Origin of the sequence: Collimonas sp. OK307, from assembly GCF_900113705.1 — a bacterium.
Classification (GTDB): domain Bacteria; phylum Pseudomonadota; class Gammaproteobacteria; order Burkholderiales; family Burkholderiaceae_D; genus Collimonas.
Window position 1 is genome coordinate 166,796 of the sequence record NZ_FOQI01000003.1, and the last position, 21,107, is coordinate 187,902.

Annotated in this window: 18 protein-coding genes; 5 read left to right on the forward strand and 13 right to left on the reverse strand. The window is 55.2% G+C overall.

Translation table 11 applies throughout. The features are described 5' to 3' along the window. Positions 1-83: 83 nt before the first annotated feature. The 13 genes from BM205_RS06365 to BM205_RS06425 all read right to left on the reverse strand — a co-directional run bounded on the left by BM205_RS06365 (position 84) and on the right by BM205_RS06425 (position 15,832). Positions 84-1,232 carry a glycosyltransferase family 4 protein gene (locus BM205_RS06365; RefSeq protein WP_092413628.1) on the reverse strand — a complete coding sequence of 383 codons (1,149 nt, stop codon included), beginning with the start codon at positions 1,230-1,232 and terminating at the stop codon, positions 84-86. A gap of 122 nt (positions 1,233-1,354) precedes the next feature. After that, a complete protein-coding gene (locus BM205_RS06370) occupies positions 1,355-2,494 on the reverse strand; it encodes a glycosyltransferase family 4 protein (RefSeq protein WP_254783769.1) in 1,140 nt (379 codons plus the stop codon). After that, positions 2,469-3,869 carry a glycosyltransferase family 4 protein gene (locus BM205_RS06375; RefSeq protein WP_092413630.1) on the reverse strand — a complete coding sequence of 467 codons (1,401 nt, stop codon included), beginning with the start codon at positions 3,867-3,869 and terminating at the stop codon, positions 2,469-2,471. Before BM205_RS06375 ends, BM205_RS06370 begins: the two co-directional genes overlap by 26 nt. Next, positions 3,866-5,122 carry an ABC transporter ATP-binding protein gene (locus BM205_RS06380; RefSeq protein ID WP_175511191.1) on the reverse strand — a complete coding sequence of 419 codons (1,257 nt, stop codon included), beginning with the start codon at positions 5,120-5,122 and terminating at the stop codon, positions 3,866-3,868. The genes BM205_RS06375 and BM205_RS06380 overlap by 4 nt, the downstream gene beginning before the upstream one ends. Next, entirely contained in the window at positions 5,122-5,943 is an 822-nt protein-coding gene (locus tag BM205_RS06385; protein ID WP_305763953.1) for an ABC transporter permease, read from the reverse strand. The genes BM205_RS06380 and BM205_RS06385 overlap by 1 nt, the downstream gene beginning before the upstream one ends. Continuing rightward, positions 5,943-7,430, reverse strand: a complete 1,488-nt coding sequence (locus tag BM205_RS06390; protein ID WP_217646024.1) for a mannose-1-phosphate guanylyltransferase/mannose-6-phosphate isomerase — start codon at positions 7,428-7,430, stop codon at positions 5,943-5,945. Before BM205_RS06390 ends, BM205_RS06385 begins: the two co-directional genes overlap by 1 nt. A 7-nt stretch (positions 7,431-7,437) precedes the next feature. Continuing rightward, positions 7,438-8,409, reverse strand: coding sequence for a GDP-mannose 4,6-dehydratase (locus BM205_RS06395; RefSeq protein WP_092413633.1), 972 nt, complete (start codon positions 8,407-8,409; stop codon positions 7,438-7,440). An 83-nt stretch (positions 8,410-8,492) separates the two neighbouring features. Beyond that, complete coding sequence (locus tag BM205_RS06400; protein WP_092413635.1) at positions 8,493-9,425, reverse strand: GDP-mannose 4,6-dehydratase; 933 nt, start codon at positions 9,423-9,425, stop codon at positions 8,493-8,495. Positions 9,426-9,479: 54 nt separating this feature from the next. Continuing rightward, positions 9,480-10,313 carry a class I SAM-dependent methyltransferase gene (locus BM205_RS06405; RefSeq protein WP_254783770.1) on the reverse strand — a complete coding sequence of 278 codons (834 nt, stop codon included), beginning with the start codon at positions 10,311-10,313 and terminating at the stop codon, positions 9,480-9,482. A gap of 59 nt (positions 10,314-10,372) precedes the next feature. Then, positions 10,373-11,488, reverse strand: a complete 1,116-nt coding sequence (locus BM205_RS06410) for an acyltransferase family protein (protein WP_217646025.1) — start codon at positions 11,486-11,488, stop codon at positions 10,373-10,375. A gap of 84 nt (positions 11,489-11,572) precedes the next feature. Next, complete coding sequence (locus BM205_RS06415; protein WP_092413641.1) at positions 11,573-12,898, reverse strand: glycosyltransferase; 1,326 nt, start codon at positions 12,896-12,898, stop codon at positions 11,573-11,575. After that, positions 12,895-14,550 (reverse strand): glycosyltransferase, encoded by a 1,656-nt coding sequence (locus BM205_RS06420; protein WP_092413642.1) that lies wholly within the window; start codon positions 14,548-14,550, stop codon positions 12,895-12,897. The genes BM205_RS06415 and BM205_RS06420 overlap by 4 nt, the downstream gene beginning before the upstream one ends. A 391-nt stretch (positions 14,551-14,941) precedes the next feature. Further along, a complete protein-coding gene (locus tag BM205_RS06425; protein ID WP_092413643.1) occupies positions 14,942-15,832 on the reverse strand; it encodes a LysR substrate-binding domain-containing protein in 891 nt (296 codons plus the stop codon). 409 nt (positions 15,833-16,241) lie between these two features. On the opposite strand from BM205_RS06425, the gene BM205_RS06430 reads away from it, so the two are divergent. Genes BM205_RS06430 through BM205_RS06450 form a run of 5 tightly spaced genes read left to right on the forward strand, consistent with a single transcriptional unit; the run spans position 16,242 to position 21,102 of the window. Then, the gene (locus BM205_RS06430) at positions 16,242-17,336 is read left to right on the forward strand and encodes an ABC transporter substrate-binding protein (RefSeq protein WP_092413644.1); all 1,095 of its coding nucleotides are present in this window, start codon (positions 16,242-16,244) and stop codon (positions 17,334-17,336) included. A 30-nt stretch (positions 17,337-17,366) separates the two neighbouring features. Beyond that, entirely contained in the window at positions 17,367-18,224 is an 858-nt protein-coding gene (locus BM205_RS06435) for an ABC transporter permease (RefSeq protein ID WP_092413646.1), read from the forward strand. Beyond that, positions 18,221-19,072 (forward strand): ABC transporter permease, encoded by an 852-nt coding sequence (locus tag BM205_RS06440; RefSeq protein WP_092413648.1) that lies wholly within the window; start codon positions 18,221-18,223, stop codon positions 19,070-19,072. Before BM205_RS06435 ends, BM205_RS06440 begins: the two co-directional genes overlap by 4 nt. A 49-nt stretch (positions 19,073-19,121) precedes the next feature. After that, positions 19,122-20,237, forward strand: a complete 1,116-nt coding sequence (locus BM205_RS06445) for an ABC transporter ATP-binding protein (RefSeq protein ID WP_092413650.1) — start codon at positions 19,122-19,124, stop codon at positions 20,235-20,237. A gap of 49 nt (positions 20,238-20,286) precedes the next feature. Further along, positions 20,287-21,102, forward strand: a complete 816-nt coding sequence (locus BM205_RS06450) for a transporter substrate-binding domain-containing protein (RefSeq protein ID WP_092413652.1) — start codon at positions 20,287-20,289, stop codon at positions 21,100-21,102. The last annotated feature ends 5 nt before the right edge of the window (positions 21,103-21,107 follow it).

A 21,107-nucleotide genomic window follows, 5' to 3' on the forward strand; every position in this document is an offset into this window, starting at 1 on the left:
AATCTATTTACATTTAAATTTCAATAGATTATTATTTCAGCGATCCTATCACAATCCGCCACAGTCTCAACCTGTCCGACTGTTCAGGTCCCCAGGCTCACCTGTGTTTCCGTCTGCCCGTACATTGCCAGCACATCACGATACAGCGTGGCATAGCTCTCCCCCATCAACCGTGCCGTGAACAATTTCTGGTAACGCGCTTGGGCGCGCGCGCCCATTGCCTGCGCCTGCCCGGGGTTATCCCACAGTTGCTGCATCGCCTGCCGGAAGGCCTCCGGATCGCTGGGTGGAACCACCAGTCCGGTTTCACCGTGGTTGTTGATATAACTGGTGCCGGTGCCGATCTCGCTGGAAATCATCGGCTTGCCGTACATCGCCCCTTCCAGCAGGGAGATGCCAAATGCTTCCGAACGCAAATGCGACGGAAATACGATTGCGTAAGACAGCTGCAACAATGCAACCTTGTCCTCATCGCTCACCGTACCCAGGAAAATCACATTGCGCAGTCCTTGCTCATCGGCGCGCCTTTTCAGCTCCTGCTCAATCGGCCCGGCGCCGACGATCACAATCGGATAATCGGTTCCGCGTGCCGCGTCCAGCAGAATGTGCAAACCTTTGTAATAGCGGATAACGCCTACAAACAAGAAAAAACGCGGACCGATCCGCTTTCTCCACTCTTCCATCCGCGCCGCAGACGGCGATGGATAGTTGTCCTTGTCTAGACCGATGGGAATTACCTGCGTCTTGTCTCTGTATCCGGCCAGTACCGAACTGGTTTGCAGATAATTAGGGGAAGTGGCGACGATTGCATCGACGCTGTCGAGGAAGCGATGCATCAACGGCCGGTACAACTGCAACAGTGTTTTGTAACGCACGATGTCGGAGTGATAGGTAACCACGCTCGGCTTGTTCATGCGCGTAACGAAATGCGCCAGATCCATGAACGGCCACGGAAAATGGTAATGCACGATATCGACCTCGGCCGCGAGCTGCGCAAAACGCTTAAGCGCAGCAAACGAAAATCCGGTCGACGCAATTTGCAGGTCGAGTTTGACCCGATGTACCTTATGGCCTTCGTATATCAACTCCGCCGGATCGGGATTATCGCTGAGAGTCAATACCTCGCTCTCGATGCCGCTGGCAGACGAGCATTTACATAACTGATAAATGGTTTGTTCGATTCCGCCATACGATTCCGACTGATAAGTCTTGTAGAAATGAAGAACCCGCATTGCATACTCCTCTCGTCATCTGCCCCATCTTCCGATACAACATGAAGTGAAAGGCTATTTTTCTATTTATACGGACTGCCTACAACAACAGCAAATAACATTACTTAACTTATTACTTAACTTTAGTCATTAGCGACCTGCCGATACACCTCGGCAGTGATCGCCGCGCATTTTTCCCATGAAAACTGCGCAGACCGCTCCAAACCGGCGATACGCTGCGCCGTCCAGGCGCTGTCATCCTCGATCAGGCGGCGCATCTGCTCCGTCAGTCCGACTTCATCATGCGGATCGACATAAGTACCGGCCGCGCCCGCCACTTCTGGCAGACTGGCGCAGGCAGAGGCAATCACCGGTGTGCCGCTGGCCATCGCTTCCAGCACCGGCAGGCCAAAACCCTCATACAAGGAAGGAAACACCATGATCCTGGCCGCCACCATGACGCAAGCCAGGTCCGCCTGATCCAGATAACCCGCCAAGCGCACGTGGCCGGAACTGATCGCTTGTGACAACGCAGCGTTCAATTCCCCGGCTTGCCATCCTGGCATGCCGACTATCAACAAAGGGAAACGCTCCTGCAACGGCAATGGCAAACGCGCGTGCGCCTTCAGCGTCAGCAACAGATTCTTGCGCGGCTCCAGCGTCCCGACCGACAGGATGAAACCGCGATAGGCCAGGTCAAATTTTTGGAGACGCGCTGCCAGCTGCTGTTCAACCCTGGGGTGGAATATGCTGGAACAGGCCAGCGGCGCCACCACAATTTTTTGTTCCGGCAAGCCGAAATATTTCTTGATCTCTTGCCCGATAAATTCGGAATCCACCAAGATCCGGCTGACACGCGCCAGGGCCGACGGCAACCTGCGCTCGATTTCCTTCAGGCGATCTTTAGGTTGTGTTTGCGGATAATGAACATGCGTCAGGTCATGCACCGTCATCACGGTCCGGCCGGAAAAATTGAACGGCCATAAACTGGGTTCGTGATACACATCCGGACGTAACTTATTTGCCCCGCGGTTAAAGCATTGCTGCTCAAGCGTCCGCCGCAAGACGTAAGCGCCCGGCAAACGCCTGGCGGAGCCAGCCCAACGCGAATAACCAGCTGTCTGCGTGCTAACGAGCATATCTTGCCAGCGTGAGCCTGAGAAATAGTGCATTCCGAGATCCGGAATTTTCTGCAACGCCTGCGCCAACTCCGCAACATAGTTGCCGATACCGGTGCGCGGCGCGCGCAGGATCTTGCTATTCAGGGCAATGGTCAGTTTCATCGTATTCACTCTGCACGCATTGCTGAATTCGTACCTGACGCCCAACCCGTTCTATAAGCTGGCGCGCCGAACCTTCCCAACTCAGGCAAGACCAGTCTGCCACATCTCGCGTCGCTGGAAAAATTCCACTGCCTTCATATTGCTGTACCTGCCGGGATAATGATTCCGGATGATGCAAATCAAAATAGCTGATAAATTCGCCACCTATCTCATGAAATACCGGAATGTCGCTCGCCATCACCGGCAAACCACGTTGCATCGCCTCCACCAGCGGCAGACCGAAACCCTCCACGAATGAAGGGAAGACCAGCGCTTTCGCGTGACTGTAACAATACTCCAGCTCGACGTCGCTAAGATCGTTGAACATGAACAGGCGCCGCTTCAGTTCAGGATGATTTTTCACGCGCTCGATCAGACGCTCATTCTTCCATCCTATGCGTCCGATGAAGCACAACACGACGTCGCTGCCGTCCCGCCACAGATGCTCGAAGGCATCCAGCAGGTAGGCGTGATTCTTGCGCGGCTCGATGGTGCTGACCATCAGATAGATGGCACGGCCGGATGTAAACAACTTTTCCACCACCGGACGTACCGACTGGTTTGGATCGATCTGATCGAGCTCGGAACCAAGATGGAAGAAATCGAACCAGCGTGAAGCGACTCGTTCCTTGCCCAAGCGTCGCTGTACCTCGTCTCGCACCTCGTCACGGATGGTGCTCGAAATCGCAATGAAGCCATCCGCCGTATTGGCAATCCAGTCAAACCAGCGATCGAATACCTGCACCAGCGGGCCATCGCAAAACTGGGGATGGGTCAACGGAATCAGATCGTAGATAACCGAGACGATAGCCACGCCTTCCTGTTGCAACCGCTCCGCCACAGGGAAAAAATCGGCATGCCAGGATGAATCCAGCAATACCAGGACATCGTCGGCGCGGCATTCCATTTCAAACGCACGCTGCTGTACCTCGGTTTTCCTGAGAACCCATTCGGTCAGATATAAAGGCAATACGAACGACAGACTAACCAGGCGACACAAGACGTACGTTACCCGCTGTACATTGTGAGAAGCGTTCCATGGCCAGAATCGCAGCAAACGCGAGTGAATCAGCCAGTAACGATTGCGTACCTGCACCAGCTTCCGGGCAACTTTTTCCAGTTTCTGCCGCACTCGGCTACGCCACTCATCTGTATACGTTGGCGCCAGCTGTTTGACTTCAAGTATCTTTCCATCCTTGAATATGACGGGGATGCATTCTGCTTCGTCCTGCACCAACGGCAAATGATTGATGATATTGCGGACGACGCGTTGTATTCCCGAGTTCATTTCGGGATGATGAAATACGTAAGTACATTCGATCAGGAATCTGTTCATGCCGCTAAACCATCCCTGCGGGCATTTCCGAGCGACCGCACCACCGCCACTTCGGGTTCCAGGAATGCGCAACCGACAAAATCCGGCCGATGCGTATTGACGACATGGAAAACGACGCTGTAGTCGCGCCACTCATAATTGGTATCAAGATGAGAGTCCAGTTTCGACAGGGAAATCGAAATCGCATAATTACCTTTGCCGAGATTCATGGCAAAGCGCCAGCGATAAACCAGATCCTCTCCCACCTGCAAATCGGTCTGCGGTTTGTTCAGGCGGTGGGTATTGATGCCGAATACAGCTAGTCCCAGCTTGTCCGTGATCATGTAGCCCATCACCAGACGCGGCACTTCGGCGTTGATCGCAACCCGGACTTCCAGCGTAACGTAGGCTCCGACTTCAACCACGTCGATTTCCTTGCCCTCATCGTCCAGCAGCCTGACCTCGGAAACGCTGGCTTCGCCGGTTCCGGAAATGGTTCTCACCTTTCCATCTGGCTGGCGCTCTTGCCGGACGGTACTGCGGTCGCGCTCAGCCATCATGGCATTGTAGAAATCCATCACTTCCACCGGACTGCCTTGCATTTCCAAACGCCCGCGGTTAAGCAGTATGGCGCGATCGCAAATGGTCTGGATAGCGTAACGATCGTGCGACACGATTAACAAGGTAGTACCGGCGCGGCGGAACTCTCTGATCCGTTCAAAACTCTTGTGTTGAAAATACGCGTCGCCGACGGACAAAGCTTCATCGACAATCAACACGTCCGGCCGACTGGCCGTTGCAACACTGAATGCCAGCCGCATCTGCATTCCGCTGGAGTAAGTTCGTATCGGCTGATCCATGTATTCGCCAATTTCGGCGAATGCCTCGATAGCCGGCATCAGCGCCTCGATTTCCTCTGCTCTCAGGCCCTGCAACTGGCCGGCCATGATGGCGTTCTGCCTGCCGGTAAAATCCGGGTGAAAACCCATGCCGAGTTCCAGCAGCGCCGCCACCCGTCCCTGAATGTCGATGGTACCGGCAGTACCTTGGGTAGTCCCCGCGATCATTTTCAAGAGAGTGCTTTTTCCAGCGCCATTGACGCCGACAATACCGACAGCCTCGCCAGCCGCCAATTCGAAATCGATATCCTGCAAAACCCAGTGCAACTGATGCCGCGGCCCTGCAAAAGGCAGCACCCATTCAGCCAGGCGCGCCCAGCGTCCGTTATATGTCTTGTAGGCTTTGCCTAAACCTTTAACCGTGATCTTACCCATCATAGTTCATCCACCATTTCACCTGCATGCCGGCGGAACAGCTGTAAGCCGAAAATACACAGGGCAACGCTCAACAAGGTCACTACCCACAGATCGCTCCAGCGCGGCCACGCGCCGCTGACGAAAATTCCCTGATAGGCAATCATCAGAGCTGTCATCGGATTAAATTTGAGCAAGCCTTGCACCCCCGCAGGCAAGGTGGTGACCGTATACACAATCGGCGTAAACCAAAACCAAAACTGCAGCACGATGCCGAACAGCTGGCCGATGTCGCGAAAAAATACGTTCAGCACGCCAAGAACAATGCCCAGGCCGATAGAGAACAGTATTTGTATCAACAGCAATGGCAACACGCCAAGGAAAGCCCAGCCTGGAAAATTACCTGTTATGAGCAGGAACCCCAGGAACAAGCCGAAAATGATGGAGAAATTCACCCCCGCATTCATTACCGTGATGATCGGCAGGCAAATGCGTGGGAAATTCAGCTTCTTGATCATGTTGCCGTTTTCCAGAAACACGTTTTGCATGCGCGATACGGTCTCGGTAAAAAATCCCCAGGTCAGCAAGCCGGCGCACAGATAAATCCCATAGGCAAACTGGCTGCTGGCATTAGGCAAACGCGCATGCATCAATTGCGAAAAAATCACCGTATACACCACAATCATTGCCAGCGGGTTTAGCACCATCCATACGGCTCCAAGCATCGAATTGCGGTAGCGCCCCTGGAACTCGCGCTTGACACTGCCGAGCATGAAGCCACGGTAGTGCCACAGCGAGCTCAACATGGTTTGAGTCTTGGTCTGCGACCGTATTTTCAACATTATTTGCACCTGCCGTATTTGTCGTCAAAACGCACGATATCGTCTTCGCCCAGGTAAGCGCCGCTCTGCACTTCTATCATGACCAGTTCCAGCAGACCCGGATTTTCCAGACGATGCCTGGTTCCGGCGGGGATATAGGTAGATTCGTTGGTGTTGACGTAGATTTCCTGTTCGCCGTTGACCACCTTGGCCATGCCATGCACCACCACCCAATGCTCGCTGCGATGATGATGCATCTGCAACGATAGCGATGCGCCTTGCTTGACGACGATGCGTTTGATCTTGAAGTTCGGTCCTTGTTCCAGCAAGGTATAACTGCCCCATGGCCGAAACACGGTGCGATGTAATTTATAAGTGTCGTGCTCGGCGCTCTTGAGCCGATGCACAATCTTTTTCACATTCTGCACATGATCCGGATGCGCGATCAAAAGCGCGTCAGGCGTATCCACTACGATCAGGTTGTTGACCCCGACTGTCGCCACCAGACGCTGCTCGGAGTATATGTAATTGTTCCTGCTGTCGATCAGCACGGCTTCGCCCAGCACGCGGTTTTCCTGTTCATCCGGCTCCACCAGCTGTCGTAAAGCGCCCCAGGAGCCGATATCGTTCCAGTCAAAACTGGCCGGTATTACCGCTACCAGGTCAGAGCGCTCCAGCAGCGCATAGTCGATTGAAATATCTTGCATCGCCACGAAACTGTTCCCATCCAGCTCCTGCAGCAAGACGCCGGCCGACGGACTGGCGGGACTGGCTTCGATGCATGCGCTGGCCAGCGACAGGATGTCAGGCGAGTACTTTTCCAGCTCGCTTAAAAAAGTCGACACCGAGAAGCAGAATATGCCGGCATTCCATAAATGTTTGCCGCTTTCGACAAAGGCGGCAGCCCGTTCCGCATCCGGCTTTTCGATGAAACGCTTTACCGTGGCGGCTCCGGCTGCATCGATTTCTGCGCCGCATTCGATATAACCGTAGCCGGTTTCGGGTGCCAACGGCCGCACACCGAAGGTCACCAGATAACCCTGCTTAGCGACTTCCACCGCGTGATGCACAGCTTCGGACAATCGTTCGACGTCTTTGATCAGATGATCTGCAGGCATCACTACCATGATGGTATTGTCGCCATGCAGCGCGCGCAACGACAATGCGGCGACAGCAATCGCAGGCGCCGTATTACGACCCGACGGTTCAAGTATGAAATGCGGCCGATGATGGATACCCAGGTCGGCCGACGTGAATTCGTCTTTGCTCTGGAAGTAGTAATCCCGGTTGGTGACACTCAGAATATCGCCACGGATGCCGAGCTGGGCGACTCGCTGATAGGTTTTTTGCAGCAGACTCTTGCCGTCAGGGAGTTTGATGAATGGCTTGGGATGCCCTTCGCGCGACACCGGCCACAGGCGCGCGCCGGCGCCACCTGAAAGCACCACCGGAACAATCACTGCGGTTGCTGTTAACGGGATACCGGGTTCTGGAGTGCGCATTTTCATCTCCCCCTTATTCTTTGCCGACGCGGCGCAAATCTGCGTCAACCATTTGCCGGATCAATTGTTCGAGACCGGTTTTCGGCTTCCAATCCAATTTCCGCAGAGCTTTAGCCGGGTTACCAAGCAAGACATCCACTTCGGCCGGCCGGAACAGTTGTGGATCGATTACCAGGTAATCTTCATAATTCAGGTCAAGATGAGAGAAAGCGATACGGCACATATCGCGCACGCTGGTGGTGATGCCGGTGGCAATTACATAGTCATCGGCTTGTTCTTGTTGCAGCATCAACCACATTGCTTCCACGTAGTCGCCGGCAAAACCCCAGTCGCGCTTGGCGTCGATGTTGCCAAGCCGCAGTTCCTTTTGTTTACCGAGTTTGATGCGTGCCGCTGCGTCAGTTACCTTGCGCGTGACGAACTCTATGCCACGCAAAGGCGATTCATGATTGAACAAGATGCCGCTGGATGCATGCAAACCAAAACTCTCCCGATAATTGACGGTGATCCAATGGCCGTAGAGCTTGGCCACGCCGTAAGGGCTGCGCGGATAGAACGGCGTGCTTTCATCCTGGTGCTCAGCCTGGATCAAGCCGAACATCTCGCTGGTGGAGGCTTGATAGAAACGCGACTCGGGACTGAACTGGCGAATCGCTTCCAGCATGTGTGTCACGCCCAAGCCATCTACCATGCCGGTTACCACCGGCTGGTTCCAGGAAGTGCCGACAAAACTTTGTGCGCCCAGGTTATAAATTTCATCAGGACGCGACTGGCACACCGCCCTGATTGCTGAGGTTGCATCGGCCAGGTCACCTTCAATGAATTGCAGTCTCTCCACAATTCCCAGCTCCCGCAAACGCCACAGGCTATCGCTGCTGCGTCTTGCCAGCAAGCCGTAAACCTTATAGCCCTTATCAAGCAACAACTTGGCAAGGTAGGCGCCGTCTTGTCCCGTAATGCCGGTAATCAATGCAGTTTTTGTCATCGCGTCTATCTCCGTTATTTCTGTTCTTGCTTTACTCTTGCTTTACTCTTGCTCTGCTCATCTCAATTGCACCTGGCCGGGAGTCACCGCGTGGCGCTCTCCGCCGCCACTCTGACATCCCAATCCGACAAAACGCTCAGCAAGGTCTGCTGCATCGGAATGCGCGGTGTCCATGCTGTCGCCAGCGCGATTTTTTGATTGCAGCCCTTCACCCGGCGCAGGTCGGACGGCCGCAAACGCGCTGGATCTTGCTCGATCGCGACATCCATCTCGGTCAGGTAGAGCATGCTGGCAATCATGTCGCGGATCAGATACTCCTTGCCTGAGCAAACATTGTAGATTTCCCCATTCTGACCTTTTTCCAACAGCGCCAGATACGCTGAAATGACATCTTCCACATCAAGGAAATCGCGACTGACATCGACGTCGCCAACCAGTATGCCGGCGCCTTGCAGTCCCAGCTTGATGCGCGCCAATTGCCGCGCGACGCTTGAGATTACAAAATCTTCTCGCTGCCCCGGGCCGATGTGGTTAAACGGGCGCGCTACCAGAATGCGCCAAGGCATATTGCAGCTCCACTGGTAACACAACAATTCTGCCGCGGCCTTGCTGACTGCATAGGGATTCTGCGGACGCGCCGGCTGCTGCTCGCTGATCGGCAAGAATTCCGGACTCACCCGGCCGTAGACGTCGCCGGAACTGATATATAGGAAAGTGCCGTCGAAGCCGCTCCGCTGCAGTGCTTGCAGCAGGTTAAGCGTTCCTTTGAGATTGACGTCCAGGGTGTGCGCCGGATCACGAAATGCTTCCGGTATGAAGGTCTGCCCGGCAAGATGGATCACGGCATCCGGACGCGCCTGCCGTAGTACACGCTCCAGCGAATCCGGATCCAGCAAATCGTAAGGACTATCCGCCGGCACCAGCTCCCAACCTTGCGCAGCGACCAAGTGGGTACGCATGCGCTCAAAAGCCAGACCGACAAATCCCGACTGTCCGGTTATAAATAAACGTTTCATATGCAGTCAATCCTTCCCTGCCGTTGTTCGGTTAAAGACATACCGCGCTTTTCATCACGGCTTGCGCGCAATAATGACCTGGCTTTTCGGCATGAAATTGTTCAATGCAAGCCTGACTTGCTCACCATCCGGAGTATCCATCAACGTTTCCCATGTCTTTGCCCAGTTATCCAGCAAAGGATGACTTGCATTGCTCAGATCGACCTTGCTAATCCAGAAAAAAAGCCACCAGACCGACCAGTAGAAACCGAAGTACTCGTGCCGCTCGATCACCAGGCCGGCATCTGTCACCATCTTTTCAAATTCGTCGCGCTGAATAATGCGGATATGGTTCGGCTTCTCGAAATACCAGGGCGGAGCCAATCCTTTTTGCAATGTCTCTTGCACCGGATCCGGCACCGACAGCAGGTAATGCGCACCCGGCTTGCCAACCCTGACCAGTTCGCTCAGAAACTGCGCGGTATCGTCGACATGTTCCAGCACTTCCATGCACACCACTTTGGATGCTATGCCATCTTCCAGCTTCAAGGGATTGGCATCGCCCACTATTCCCTGCACCAGCCGCGCAGGGGTTTCCGCCAGACGCTGCATGGTGGACTCCACCTTCGCCGCGTCGATGTCAGCCACGATCACATGCGCGCCGTGGTTCGCGCAAAACAGCGAATTGCCGCCGTCGCCGCAGCCGATATCGAGCACCACATCTTCAGCGCTGATGACAAAGCCGCGATACAGTTCACTGCTTTCGTGTAGATACCAGCCACTTTCCAAGGCATCGCGCAAGCCTACATGGAAAGAATCGATCGCCACCGCTGGCGGTACCGCCACCGTGGCAGGCGCTTCGGGAACAACCGCCTTGCTTTTCCTGATACCGAAAATTTTTTTGAACATGTCTCGCATACTGTTTTTGCTTTCACTGTTATCGATGGACGTTACCTGATGCAAGTGAACTAGGTCTGAAACTGAAGCTGGCGCTCGCCCATCCTGTCGACAATTTTTTTACCACGTGCGCGTAAGGGGACTTCAATAAAACGATAATTAAGTTCGCTGAATGCAATCACCAGCGCCGCAGCTGTGAATATCAGCCTGAGATTGTAGGTTTGGTCGAAAACGGTATCTGCGGGGGTGATCCAGTACCAGATTTGACGACTCATGAGATAGGCAGGTATATGCGTCAGATACAGTGCATAGGAACGACTTCCTACCCACAGCAGAACACGCTTCAACGGATTGTCCGGCATCAGATAATCCGCATCGTAGGAGGCAATCCAAACCAGTGCTGCGGAAACCAAGGCAACGACCCCGACCCGATAACGGAAATTCTCAGGCTGCTCCGTGCCGATTACTGCCAATCCGGCGACCAGGATCGCGAGGAGAGCAAAACGCACCCAGTTTCGCGTTTGGAGAAAAATCGGTTCCAATCTGCGATAACTACCGTGCGCGCTCCAGATTGCCAGCAGCACGCCCAACAACAGCGCATCGGATCGCGTCTGCATCAATAGGAGTGAATGGTTACGAAGCGCAAAGAATTGCAGTGCTACCAAGACAATCAATACACCGGAAAGCCAGCGACGGCAGACAAAGGCGATAATCGGCAGCAACAAGTAAAACTGCTCTTCCAGCGAGAGGCTCCAATACGGAAAAGCCGGCCCGAGTTCTTCAAATCCAAACTTGTACATCAGGCGAAAGTTTGCATAATTCAGAAGCCCTGCAAGGGTTCCATCCAGATTCGCCTGCAGGGAGCCGAATATGCCGGATTTCCTGAAAACCACAGCTGCCAGCAACAACAGCGCCAGCCAAAGCCACGCAGAAGGCCACAAGCGCCAGGCGCGCCGGATCCAGAACCTGATTGCGACAGAAAAGAAACCCTGGCGATCTTCGGTGCGGTTAAGCCGCGGAATCAGATCCCTTGCAATGACGAAACCGGAAATCGCAAAGAACAAATCAACCCCGGTCCAAAATCCGAAATGGCTATAGCCATACGCAAGAATTTCGCCCGGCTGTCCAATCAAATTGAAACGCGTATGCTCGAACAATACAAAAAGCACGGCGATCCCGCGCAACAATTCGATGTCTTTAATCCGCTGGTTCATGTGCGATCGGCTCCGGATCTCAGCTATGGTCGGGTTTGCGGGCGGCGAGAAATTTCATCATGTCGAGACCTTTTCCGCGACCTTGGCACCGTCATGTCCATTCATCCGCGGATGGGCGGCAAAAAAAGCGAGCAAGCGCTCCTTGATCACTGCACGCGAGCAGTGCTGTTGCAACCGTCGCACCGCATGTTCGGCCATTTGCCAATATTTGTCCGGTTCCTGCTTGGCGACCCGATAACTGTCTTTGTAGGCGGCAAGCAAAGTGCCCCAGTCTATGCGGTAACGCAGGGTACGGTATGCCTGGCGCGGGTCGTGCGGCCAGTGACTGGGCTCCGTGTTGGAGTCCAGCACAAAAGCATTGTCGTTATCGATATAGTCGGCCATGGCGGTATTGCGCGGCGCGATGGCCGGCTTGCCGCAGGACATGAATTCCATCAAAGGCAGGCATTGGCCTTCGCCGTGCGAAGTATTCAGGACATAAGTCGTTGCCGATACCAGGCGTTCGTAATCAGCGTCGCTCAGGTAACCGTGGATCAGCAAAATGCGGCACTTGAACGGCGTCAGCTTATAGACGTTCTCGAGCAGATTGTCGATGCCGATACGCACGTCGTGGTGAGTCAGCTTCAACACCAGCGTGGCGTCGTCGACATCGCGGAAAGCCCAGCAAAAGGCGCTGATCATGTCGTACCAGTTCTTGCGTCCGTCATACGGATTGAAAACCGAGGTATACACCACGCCATCGATATGAACCTTGACCGGCTCACGCCTGGCAAGCGCCGGCGGCCGCACCAGATCCGGCTTGGGATCACGTCGGCGCGGCACGCTATAAGGGGAAAGGTCGACCGTACGGCTATCGATGACAGTGCCGGCCACATGCAGGTCGACACCGCCAGGATAATTGGCAATCGATAATTTCTCGCGTAACGCGGCAAAACGATCCCAGACCGGCGCCGGGATGGATGCTACCGGGAACGCCGGCGTCATCGCCTGCCGCACCGAGTCCGCGGTGAATACCGAATGCGTGATCGCGCTGCCGACTTTATCGAACACATAGCGCCAGTCATGGCGCGACTCGCCAAACCAGACTTCATTGGGCAGCGTACTGAATTCCCAGGCGAATACCGGGACGGTCGGACAAGTCAGACCGACCACCGTTTTATGCGGTGGCGAAAATGACAGGAAAACGCAGGATTCGCCATGTGCTTTGGCGCTCCTGTAGATATCATCCACCTCACGCGCAGGATCGCTGACGGCAACCACGATGCCAATCTGTTCCAGCACCTGGCGGAATTCTTTCAAGACGAAGTAATAACTATATTCTGGCAAGCCCAGATTGGACGCAATCGAGCCGGAGTTGGTTTCTGAATAAATAATAATAATCATCTGGCGGCCGCCCCTGCTTGCTGAAAGAAACTGCGCAGCTGTTCCTTCACGACCGCTCCTGAACTATAGGACTCCAGGCGCGCCATGGCGTGCTTGCTCATGTCGAGATATTTTTCAGGCTGCTGTCTGGCTACCCGATAGCTGTCTTCGTACGCTGTGCAGATTGACTCCCAGTCGAGGCGGTAACGCAAGGTGCGGAACAGGTCGCGCGGATCGTGCGGCCAGACATTGTGCTCGAGGCCGGACTTGACGACGAAGGCTGCGCTATCGTCAATATAGTCTTCCATCGCCGTGTGCTGCGGCGCGATGACCGGCTTACCACAGCACATGAACTCCATCAGCGGCAAACACAAACCTTCGCACAGCGAGGTGTTGACGTAATAGGTGGTGGCGCCGATCAGTTCCTCATAAGTTGCGTCGTCCAGGTAGGCGTGCAGGGTCAGGACCCGGCATTTGAACGGCGCCAGCTGCGACAGCAAAGTCAGCAAAGTGTTGTGATACCGCGACAGATCACGCTCATTCATCTTCAGCACAAGCGTCGCGTCTTCGACGTCACGGAATGTCCAGCAAAATGCGGTCACCATGTCGAACCAGTTCTTGCGGCCGTCCTTGGGACTGAGGATCGAGGTATAAACCACCCCTTCCAGATTGACCACTGCTTCCGGCTCCAGCATCTCGGCCGGCGCAACTAGCAGTAGCGGTGGCGGTGGCGGGTCCGCTAGTTCAGGCGATTGCGGCGGCGCTATCGGCAACTGCTGCGGCGGAATTGCCCTGCTTTCAAAACCCATCGCAGCGCGTACGAGAGCATCGCCGCTACGTCCGCTGACCGCGACTGCTCTGGCTAACCATAAAGGCAGCAGATCGCGCAATGCTTCACGATACCATGTCAGCAAATGGCGTTTGGTCACAGCCAGTCGATAACGCAAGTTTTTGGCGGGCGCTACTACGGGTTCAGGCTGGGCAGGCGGCTCTGGCGCCAATTGCGGCGGTTCAGGCGGCGGTTCAGGCACCAGTTGCTGCGGTTCAGGCGGCGGCAACGATAGCGGCTCCACTTCATCCGACGCCTCGGGAAAGGTGATGTGCGCGATCAAACCGTCCGCGGACAAACCCAACAAATGACTATCGATTACGGTGCCGCGCAGGTGAAGCATACTTTCCCTTGGCGGCAACCTGGCGCCGAATCGCGCGCGAGCGCCGGCAAATTGCTCCCACAAAGGCGCCGGCGCCGCCAACACCGGAAATGCCGCTCCCATTGCATCCCTGACAATGCGGGCTGTATAGGTTGACAGCGTTATCGCCCTGCCATGACGGGCAAACACTACACGCCAGTCGTTACGCGCATCGTCATCCCACATTTCATCGGGGATATTGCTGTATTCCCATGCAAAAACTGAAATTGTCGGGCATTTGAGATTGATCAGTGTCTTGTTCGGCGGGGAAAAGGACAGGAACACGCATTCCTCGCCGCGTTGCCGGCATTCTTCAAACAGGGGATCGACTTCAGTTTCCGGGTACCGTACCAGCGTGACCGTACCGAGTTCTGCCAACACGGTACGAAAGGCTTTCAAGACGAAATAGTAGCTGTACTCTGGTAAACCAAGGCTTTTATCGATCGTACTTTCGCCAATATCCGAATACAGAATGAAATTCATCAAAATCGTACTTTTAGTCGAATGTTAATCGTCCAACCATTGCTTATTGCAACATCAGACTAGTCTCAACCCCGTAAACGAGGCAATTCTTTATTATGTATTCAGGGGGCGGGGGCAGCCGTGCGGCGCATCACCAAGAAAGTTTCCGATCAAACACTCCCCCTGTTGCTGTCGATAATACCTGATACCAGTGGTCGGTAGTACGATCAGCCCCAGCTTTAGAGCTGGAACCCTATTGTGTCGAAATGTAACGCAGGGTTGTTTTGAGAATACCAGTCAGTTGATCTGACAAGAAGCGCTGAGCTGGAGTGTAATGCACAATCGACAATAGTTGCAAAAATATCAATCAAAATAAGATTGAGCGTAATTTGCCAATCAACCAGCCAGTCATTCATGCCGCCGGCAGCGCATGCTCCATGCAGTACTGGCTGATCCACTCGCGGAAGATGCTGACTTTTTGCTGGTTAGCGACGCTTTCCGGATAAACGAAGTAATAGCTTTGCCCCGGCATCACACAGTCGAACGGTTTGACCAGGCGCTGCATCTCGAGATCGTCGCCGGCCAGGATGCAATCGCCTATCGCCACGCCGAATCCTTGCGCCGCGGCGTTCACGGCCGAATCCAGGGTTTCAAAACTCTGTCCGCTGCTAGCGTCTACGCCTTTGACGCCCGCAAAGCGCAACCACATTTCCCAATCCCGATGATCCCTGGTGGGATGAAGCAAAGTCTGCTGCGCCAGTTGCTCCGGCACTAATTGCGGTTGTTGCTTGAGCATCGCCGGCGAACATACCGGCGTCAATTGCTCGGTAAACAGCAAGAGCGAATGAGTATCTTTACCGGTCGGCGTGCCGTACACGATGGCCGCGTCAAACGACTCGCGCTGGAAGTCGACATTGTGCTGCAACGCTGTCGTGACCTGCAGCTGGATATCCGGATGCTCAGCCTGGAACAGCATGATCTTGGGATAAATCCAACGCATGATGCAGGTCGGCACTTTCAATGCCAGATCGGTCCTCTGCCGCGTCAACCGGGTTGAAATCTCTTCAATCCGCGCGAAGCTTTCGCGCACTGCCGGCAGCAGCAGCTCGCCCTCTTCGGTCAGCGTCAAACCGCGCGCATGGCGCTGGAACAACGGGAAGCCGTAATACTCTTCCAGGATCAGTATCTGCCGGCTGACCGCACCTTGGGTCAGGCACAGGTAGTTGGCGGCATGCGTAATGTTTTGATGGCGCGCGACAGTCTCGAAGACTTGCAGGGCGTTCAAAGGTGGCAATTTTCGCATGAGCATCTCCGGAGATTCAAGCCACCAGGAAAACGCATGGCTCCTATGATTATATTTCGTTTGTGAAGACCCGGGCAATGCACAAGAATAGCAAGCATAAAAAAGTGATCAGATCCCACAGGGACATTTCACAAAGAAAATACATTTTCTAATACCGGAGCGAGACAAAATGCACCCTATCCCTCAGCGCGCCACCCTTGGTGGAAACGACCCAGCCCTAGTTACCAAGCGGCATCTATGCCTGCTGCCCGAAGTCTTTTCAGGCATTAGCTTTATGCATCCTAGCAATCATTAAAACTAATGCCTTTAGGCAATATCTGGCATACCTCTTGCATCAGCAAGTAGCGCCAGCATAGCAAATCATAGGCATTCAGCAGTTGTTTCCACACTTTCACAGCAGGAGCAAGCCATGCAAAATACAGATACCAAACGTCGTAACGTCATCAAAGCAATTGGTGCATCGATTGCCGCATCCACGCTATCCGCACCATTTGTGAACGTCTTTGCACAGGAACAGAACTTCAAAGGCAAGACGCTACGCTTCCTTACCTGGTCAGACGACACCGGCCTGGCAGCGCTGCGTAATATCGCGGCCAGCTTCTCTGAAAAAACCGGCGCCAAAGTGATTGCCGACCGCGCGGATGGTACTTCGGGCATGGTCGCCAAACTGAAAGCTGCCGGCAACAAGCCGCAATATGATGTGATCACACTGGCAGGTGTCGGCGCTTCGGGTCTGGCAGATGCCGGTTTGCTGATGCAACCGGATCTGGCTCGCCTGCCGAATCTGAAAGATGTCGCGCCTGAGCATCGCAGCGGCGCCAACGGTTTCGGTGTCGGCTACCTGTTGTGGACTAACGGCCTGATCTACAACACGTCAACTTTCAAGGCGCCGCCATCCACTTACGAAGCCTTATGGGATCAAAAATATAGCGGCCGCATCTTTCTGCCGCCGCCAAGCTGGGTCGAGGCAGTCGACCTTGCCATCATTGCCGCGAAATTGTCCGGCGGTTCACAAAAAAATATCGATCCTGGTTTCAAGAAGCTGGCGCTGCTCAAGGATCGCATCCTGATGCTCGGCGAAAATCCGAACCAGGTGGCCGAACTGTTCCGCACCAACGCGCTGGACATCGGTGGCATCTACTCGCCGGCGTTCTTCCCGGTCGCCATCAAGAAGCCGGAATACAAGATGGGCGTCGCCTACGATATGAAGGAAGGCTTCGCCGCGCAACTGATGTACACGGTGATTCCGAAATCGCATCCGGGCGACCTCGACCTGATCCACGCCTTCATCAACCATACGCTGGACCCGGTTGTACAGGGAAAAATGGCTGCCGACGTGCTCAACGGACCGGTGAATACCAAGGCTGCAATTCCGGCAGAAAGCAGCCGCTACGTCCCGAGCGCAAAACAAATCGCAGAGAAAGCTCAGATCCACGACGACAAGGCGCTGGCCGTGGTGCAAAGCGAATGGATGCGACGCTACACCGAGATCTTTTCGGCGTAATCGAGACAAGCAAAGGCAAAGGTAAAAGCAATGCTCGATCAGAATTCCAATGCACGACCGTGGCTGCTGCTATTGCCGGTACTGCTGTTCCTGGCAGTACTGGCGGCGGCGGCGCTGGCGGTCATCCGCATGAGCCTAGGCAGTAACGGCGACGAATGGCACAGCGTTTCGTTGACCAGCTATGCCGACCTGGCCACGCCTTACTATATGAAATCGCTTTGGCTCACTTTGCGCCTGGCGTTTCAAAGCACGGTGCTGGCAGTGCTGTTGGCGATCCCGGTAGCGATTGCCATGGCGCGCGCCAAATCCAAACTGGCGCGACGCCTGTTGCTGACGGGCGTGCTGCTGCCGTTGCTGGTGAATCTGTTGCTGCAAAGTTATGGCTGGCTGATCATCCTCGGCCCTGGCGGCGTACTCAACAATTCGCTGCTGGCGCTGGGTATCGTACAGCGTCCGGTGCAATGGCTATATCGTGAAAACGGTGTATTGCTGGGACTGATACAGACGGCGTTCCCGCTGGCGGCATTGCCGATGGCCAGTGCGCTGAAAGCGATTTCAGGCAGCTACGAAGAAGCCGCCGCAACCATGGGCGCCAGTCGCTGGCAGATCTTGCGTCATGTGCTGCTGCCGCTGGCGATGCCAGGGATTCTGTCGGGCGCGCTGCTGGTGTTTGCCTACAATGCCAGCGCCTTTGCGGTGCCGTTGCTGCTCGGCGGACGCCGGGTCTCCATGCTGGCGGTGCTGGTGCGTGACCAGATCACGCCTTTGCTCAACTGGCCCGCTGCGTCAGCCACCAGCGTCGTATTGATGCTGGCGACTTTGGCGGTAATGGCGCTGTCGCAAAAACTGGTGCATCGGTCACAGAAAATGCTGGGGAACACACAATGACTTCACTCACTCTCCCTTTCTTGCGGCGCGCCCTGCCCGGCCAGCTCACCCGGCTAACCGGGGTGCTGGCGGCCGTGGTGCTGATACTGGCAGCGATGCCGATCATCACCATGATCATCATGTCGTTCGGCGCCTCCGACACCCTGGCCTTCCCGCCACCCAGCTATGGCTTGCAATGGTATCGGGCGGCCTGGCACACCTTCATGTCGCCTGACGCCAGCGACGTCCTGTCGATGGGGCAGGCGCTTGGCACCAGCCTCAAGGTGGCCGTGGCGACCATGCTGATCGCGGCGGCGGTGGCAATTCCTGCAGCCTATGCACTCAACCGCTTCAACTTCCCGGGCAAAGGCGTCATCGAGCAATTCATCGCCTTGCCAATGGTGTATCCACTGGTAATGCTGGGCATTTCGTTGCTGTTGGTGTTCAACTATATCCCGGTTGAGCTAGGTATTTTCCGGTTGGTTATCGCCCATGTGATCCTGGCGTTGCCGTTCGCGGTCAAGAATTGTTCGGCATCGATTGCCGGCATCGGTCCGGAATTCGAAGAGGCAGCCTATCTGATGGGAGCACGGCCGATGCGTGCCATGTTCGACGTCGTGCTGCCGCTGATGCGGCCCGGCATCATGGCCGGGATGCTGTTCGCCTTCATCGTCTCTTTCAACGAATTCACGGTGACCTTTTTCCTGTATGACGTTGACACCATGACCTTGCCGGTATGGCTGTACAGCCGCACCGTTTCGTCGCTCGACCCTACCGTATTCTCGTTCGCCGTGTTTATCGTGCTGATCGACTTCGGCTTGATCTGGCTGCTGGAAAAGCTGGTGGGCGACGACGGCGTAGCGCTCTAAGCACTCTAATCAGATATTGAAAAATGCGTTCCAACTTAGCGAGCACAACATGAGCAATCAATTAGTCATTGAAAACGTCAACAAGCAATTCGGCGCGGTGCAAGTCGTGAAACACGTCAACCTGAGCATCCCGGAAGGTAAGCTGGTGTGTTTCCTCGGGCCGTCCGGCTGCGGCAAGACCACATTGCTGCGCATGATCGCCGGCCTCGAAACACCAACCAGCGGCCGCCTCACCATGGCCGGTAAAGACCTCACCAATGTACCGGCCTGCGAACGCGATTTCGGCATGGTGTTCCAGTCGCTGGCGCTGTTCCCCCACATGAGCGTGGCTGGCAACATTGCCTACCCGCTGCGTTTGCGCAAGGTCGACAAGCAAAGCCAGGAAAAACGGGTCGACGAATTGCTGCAGCTGATCCAGTTACCGCACATGGCCAATCGTCCAGTGGCGCAATTATCAGGTGGTCAGCGGCAGCGGGTGGCGATTGCGCGCGCGCTGGCGTCTGCTCCTAAACTGCTATTGCTGGACGAACCGCTGTCGGCGCTGGACGCCAAACTGCGCGAAGCGATGCAGGTTGAAATCCGTTTGCTGCAGCAACGCCTCGGCATCACCACCATCATGGTGACGCATGACCAGCGTGAGGCAATGACCATGGCCGACGTGATTGTAGTGATGGAACAGGGCCGGATAGCGCAAATCGGTTCGCCGCTGGAAGTGTATAGGGATCCTGTCAATGAATTCGTCGCCGATTTCATCGGTCTCGGCAACATCCTGCCAGCGGTGCCAAACGGCGATCAACGGGTGCGGCTGGCAGGCGGCCAGCAGATCGATATCAGCGGCTCCCGCAAGATCAGCGATGGCCAGGAAATCCGCTTGTTGATCCGTCCCGAAGATGTCTGCCTGAAAATCAGCGAAGCGGTCGGTCACAAGGATCTACAATCCAGCATCCGCAACGACAACAACAATTGCCTGCCAGGCCAGGTCAGCTTTATCCGCGATGTAGGCTCGTCGCTGGAAGCCACCATAGATTGTTCCGGCTTTTCGCTGACCGTGGCGACCAGCCCGCGCGAAGTTCCGGGATTGGCGATCGGGAGCCAGGTATTGGCAACCTTGCCGCCGCATGCCTGCAAGCTGATCGATGCCAGCCCAGGCCGGCTCGCTGCCTGATAGCGCATTTCACCTACCGATTCATCAATCTACACATCGAGGAAACACCATGAACATATTGCCTCTCTGCGACACCCTCCTGAATCGCCGCATATGCAAGATCGGCGCTGCCATCCTGCTCACGGCGGGCATGTTGCATGCTGCGCCAAGCCAGGCCGACGCCATCGATAACATCAGCAAGAATGGCAAGGTCAGGATCGGCGTCTTCATGGATTACCCGCCGTTCGGTTCGATCGGGCCAGACATGAAGCCGCTCGGCTACGACATCGACATGGCTGAATTGATCGGTAAGGCACTAAAAACCAAGGTAGAACTGATACAGGTCACCGGCGACAATCGCATGGCTTACCTCGCCGGCGGCAAAGTGGACCTATTGTTGTCGGTCGGGCAAACACCTGAACGAGCCAAGGTCATCGATTTTACCGATGCTTACGCCCCCTACTATCTGGCGGTGTTCGGCGGTCCAAAAATGACCGTCAAGAACAATGCCGACCTGGCCGGCAAGAGCATATCCGTCGCCCGCGGCACGCTTGAGGACTTGAGCATTTCCAAAGTGGCTCCGTCTGAAGCCACGATCAAGCGCTTTGACGATCCCAACGGCGCCATCTCTGCGTTCCTGTCTGGGCAGACGCAATTGATGGTAGTCGGCAATGACGTCGGCGCCACCATCATGGCCAAGAACCCGGCCGCCGGCATTCAACAAAAATTCCAGTTGTTCAGCTCACCCGATCACGTCGGCCTGAACAAGAACGAACCGCGCCTGACGCAACAGATCAACCAGGCCATCGTGCAGGCCAAGAAAGATGGCAGCCTGAACAAGATTTCGCAAAAATGGCTGCGAGTACCGCTGCCGGCGGATTTATAAGCAGC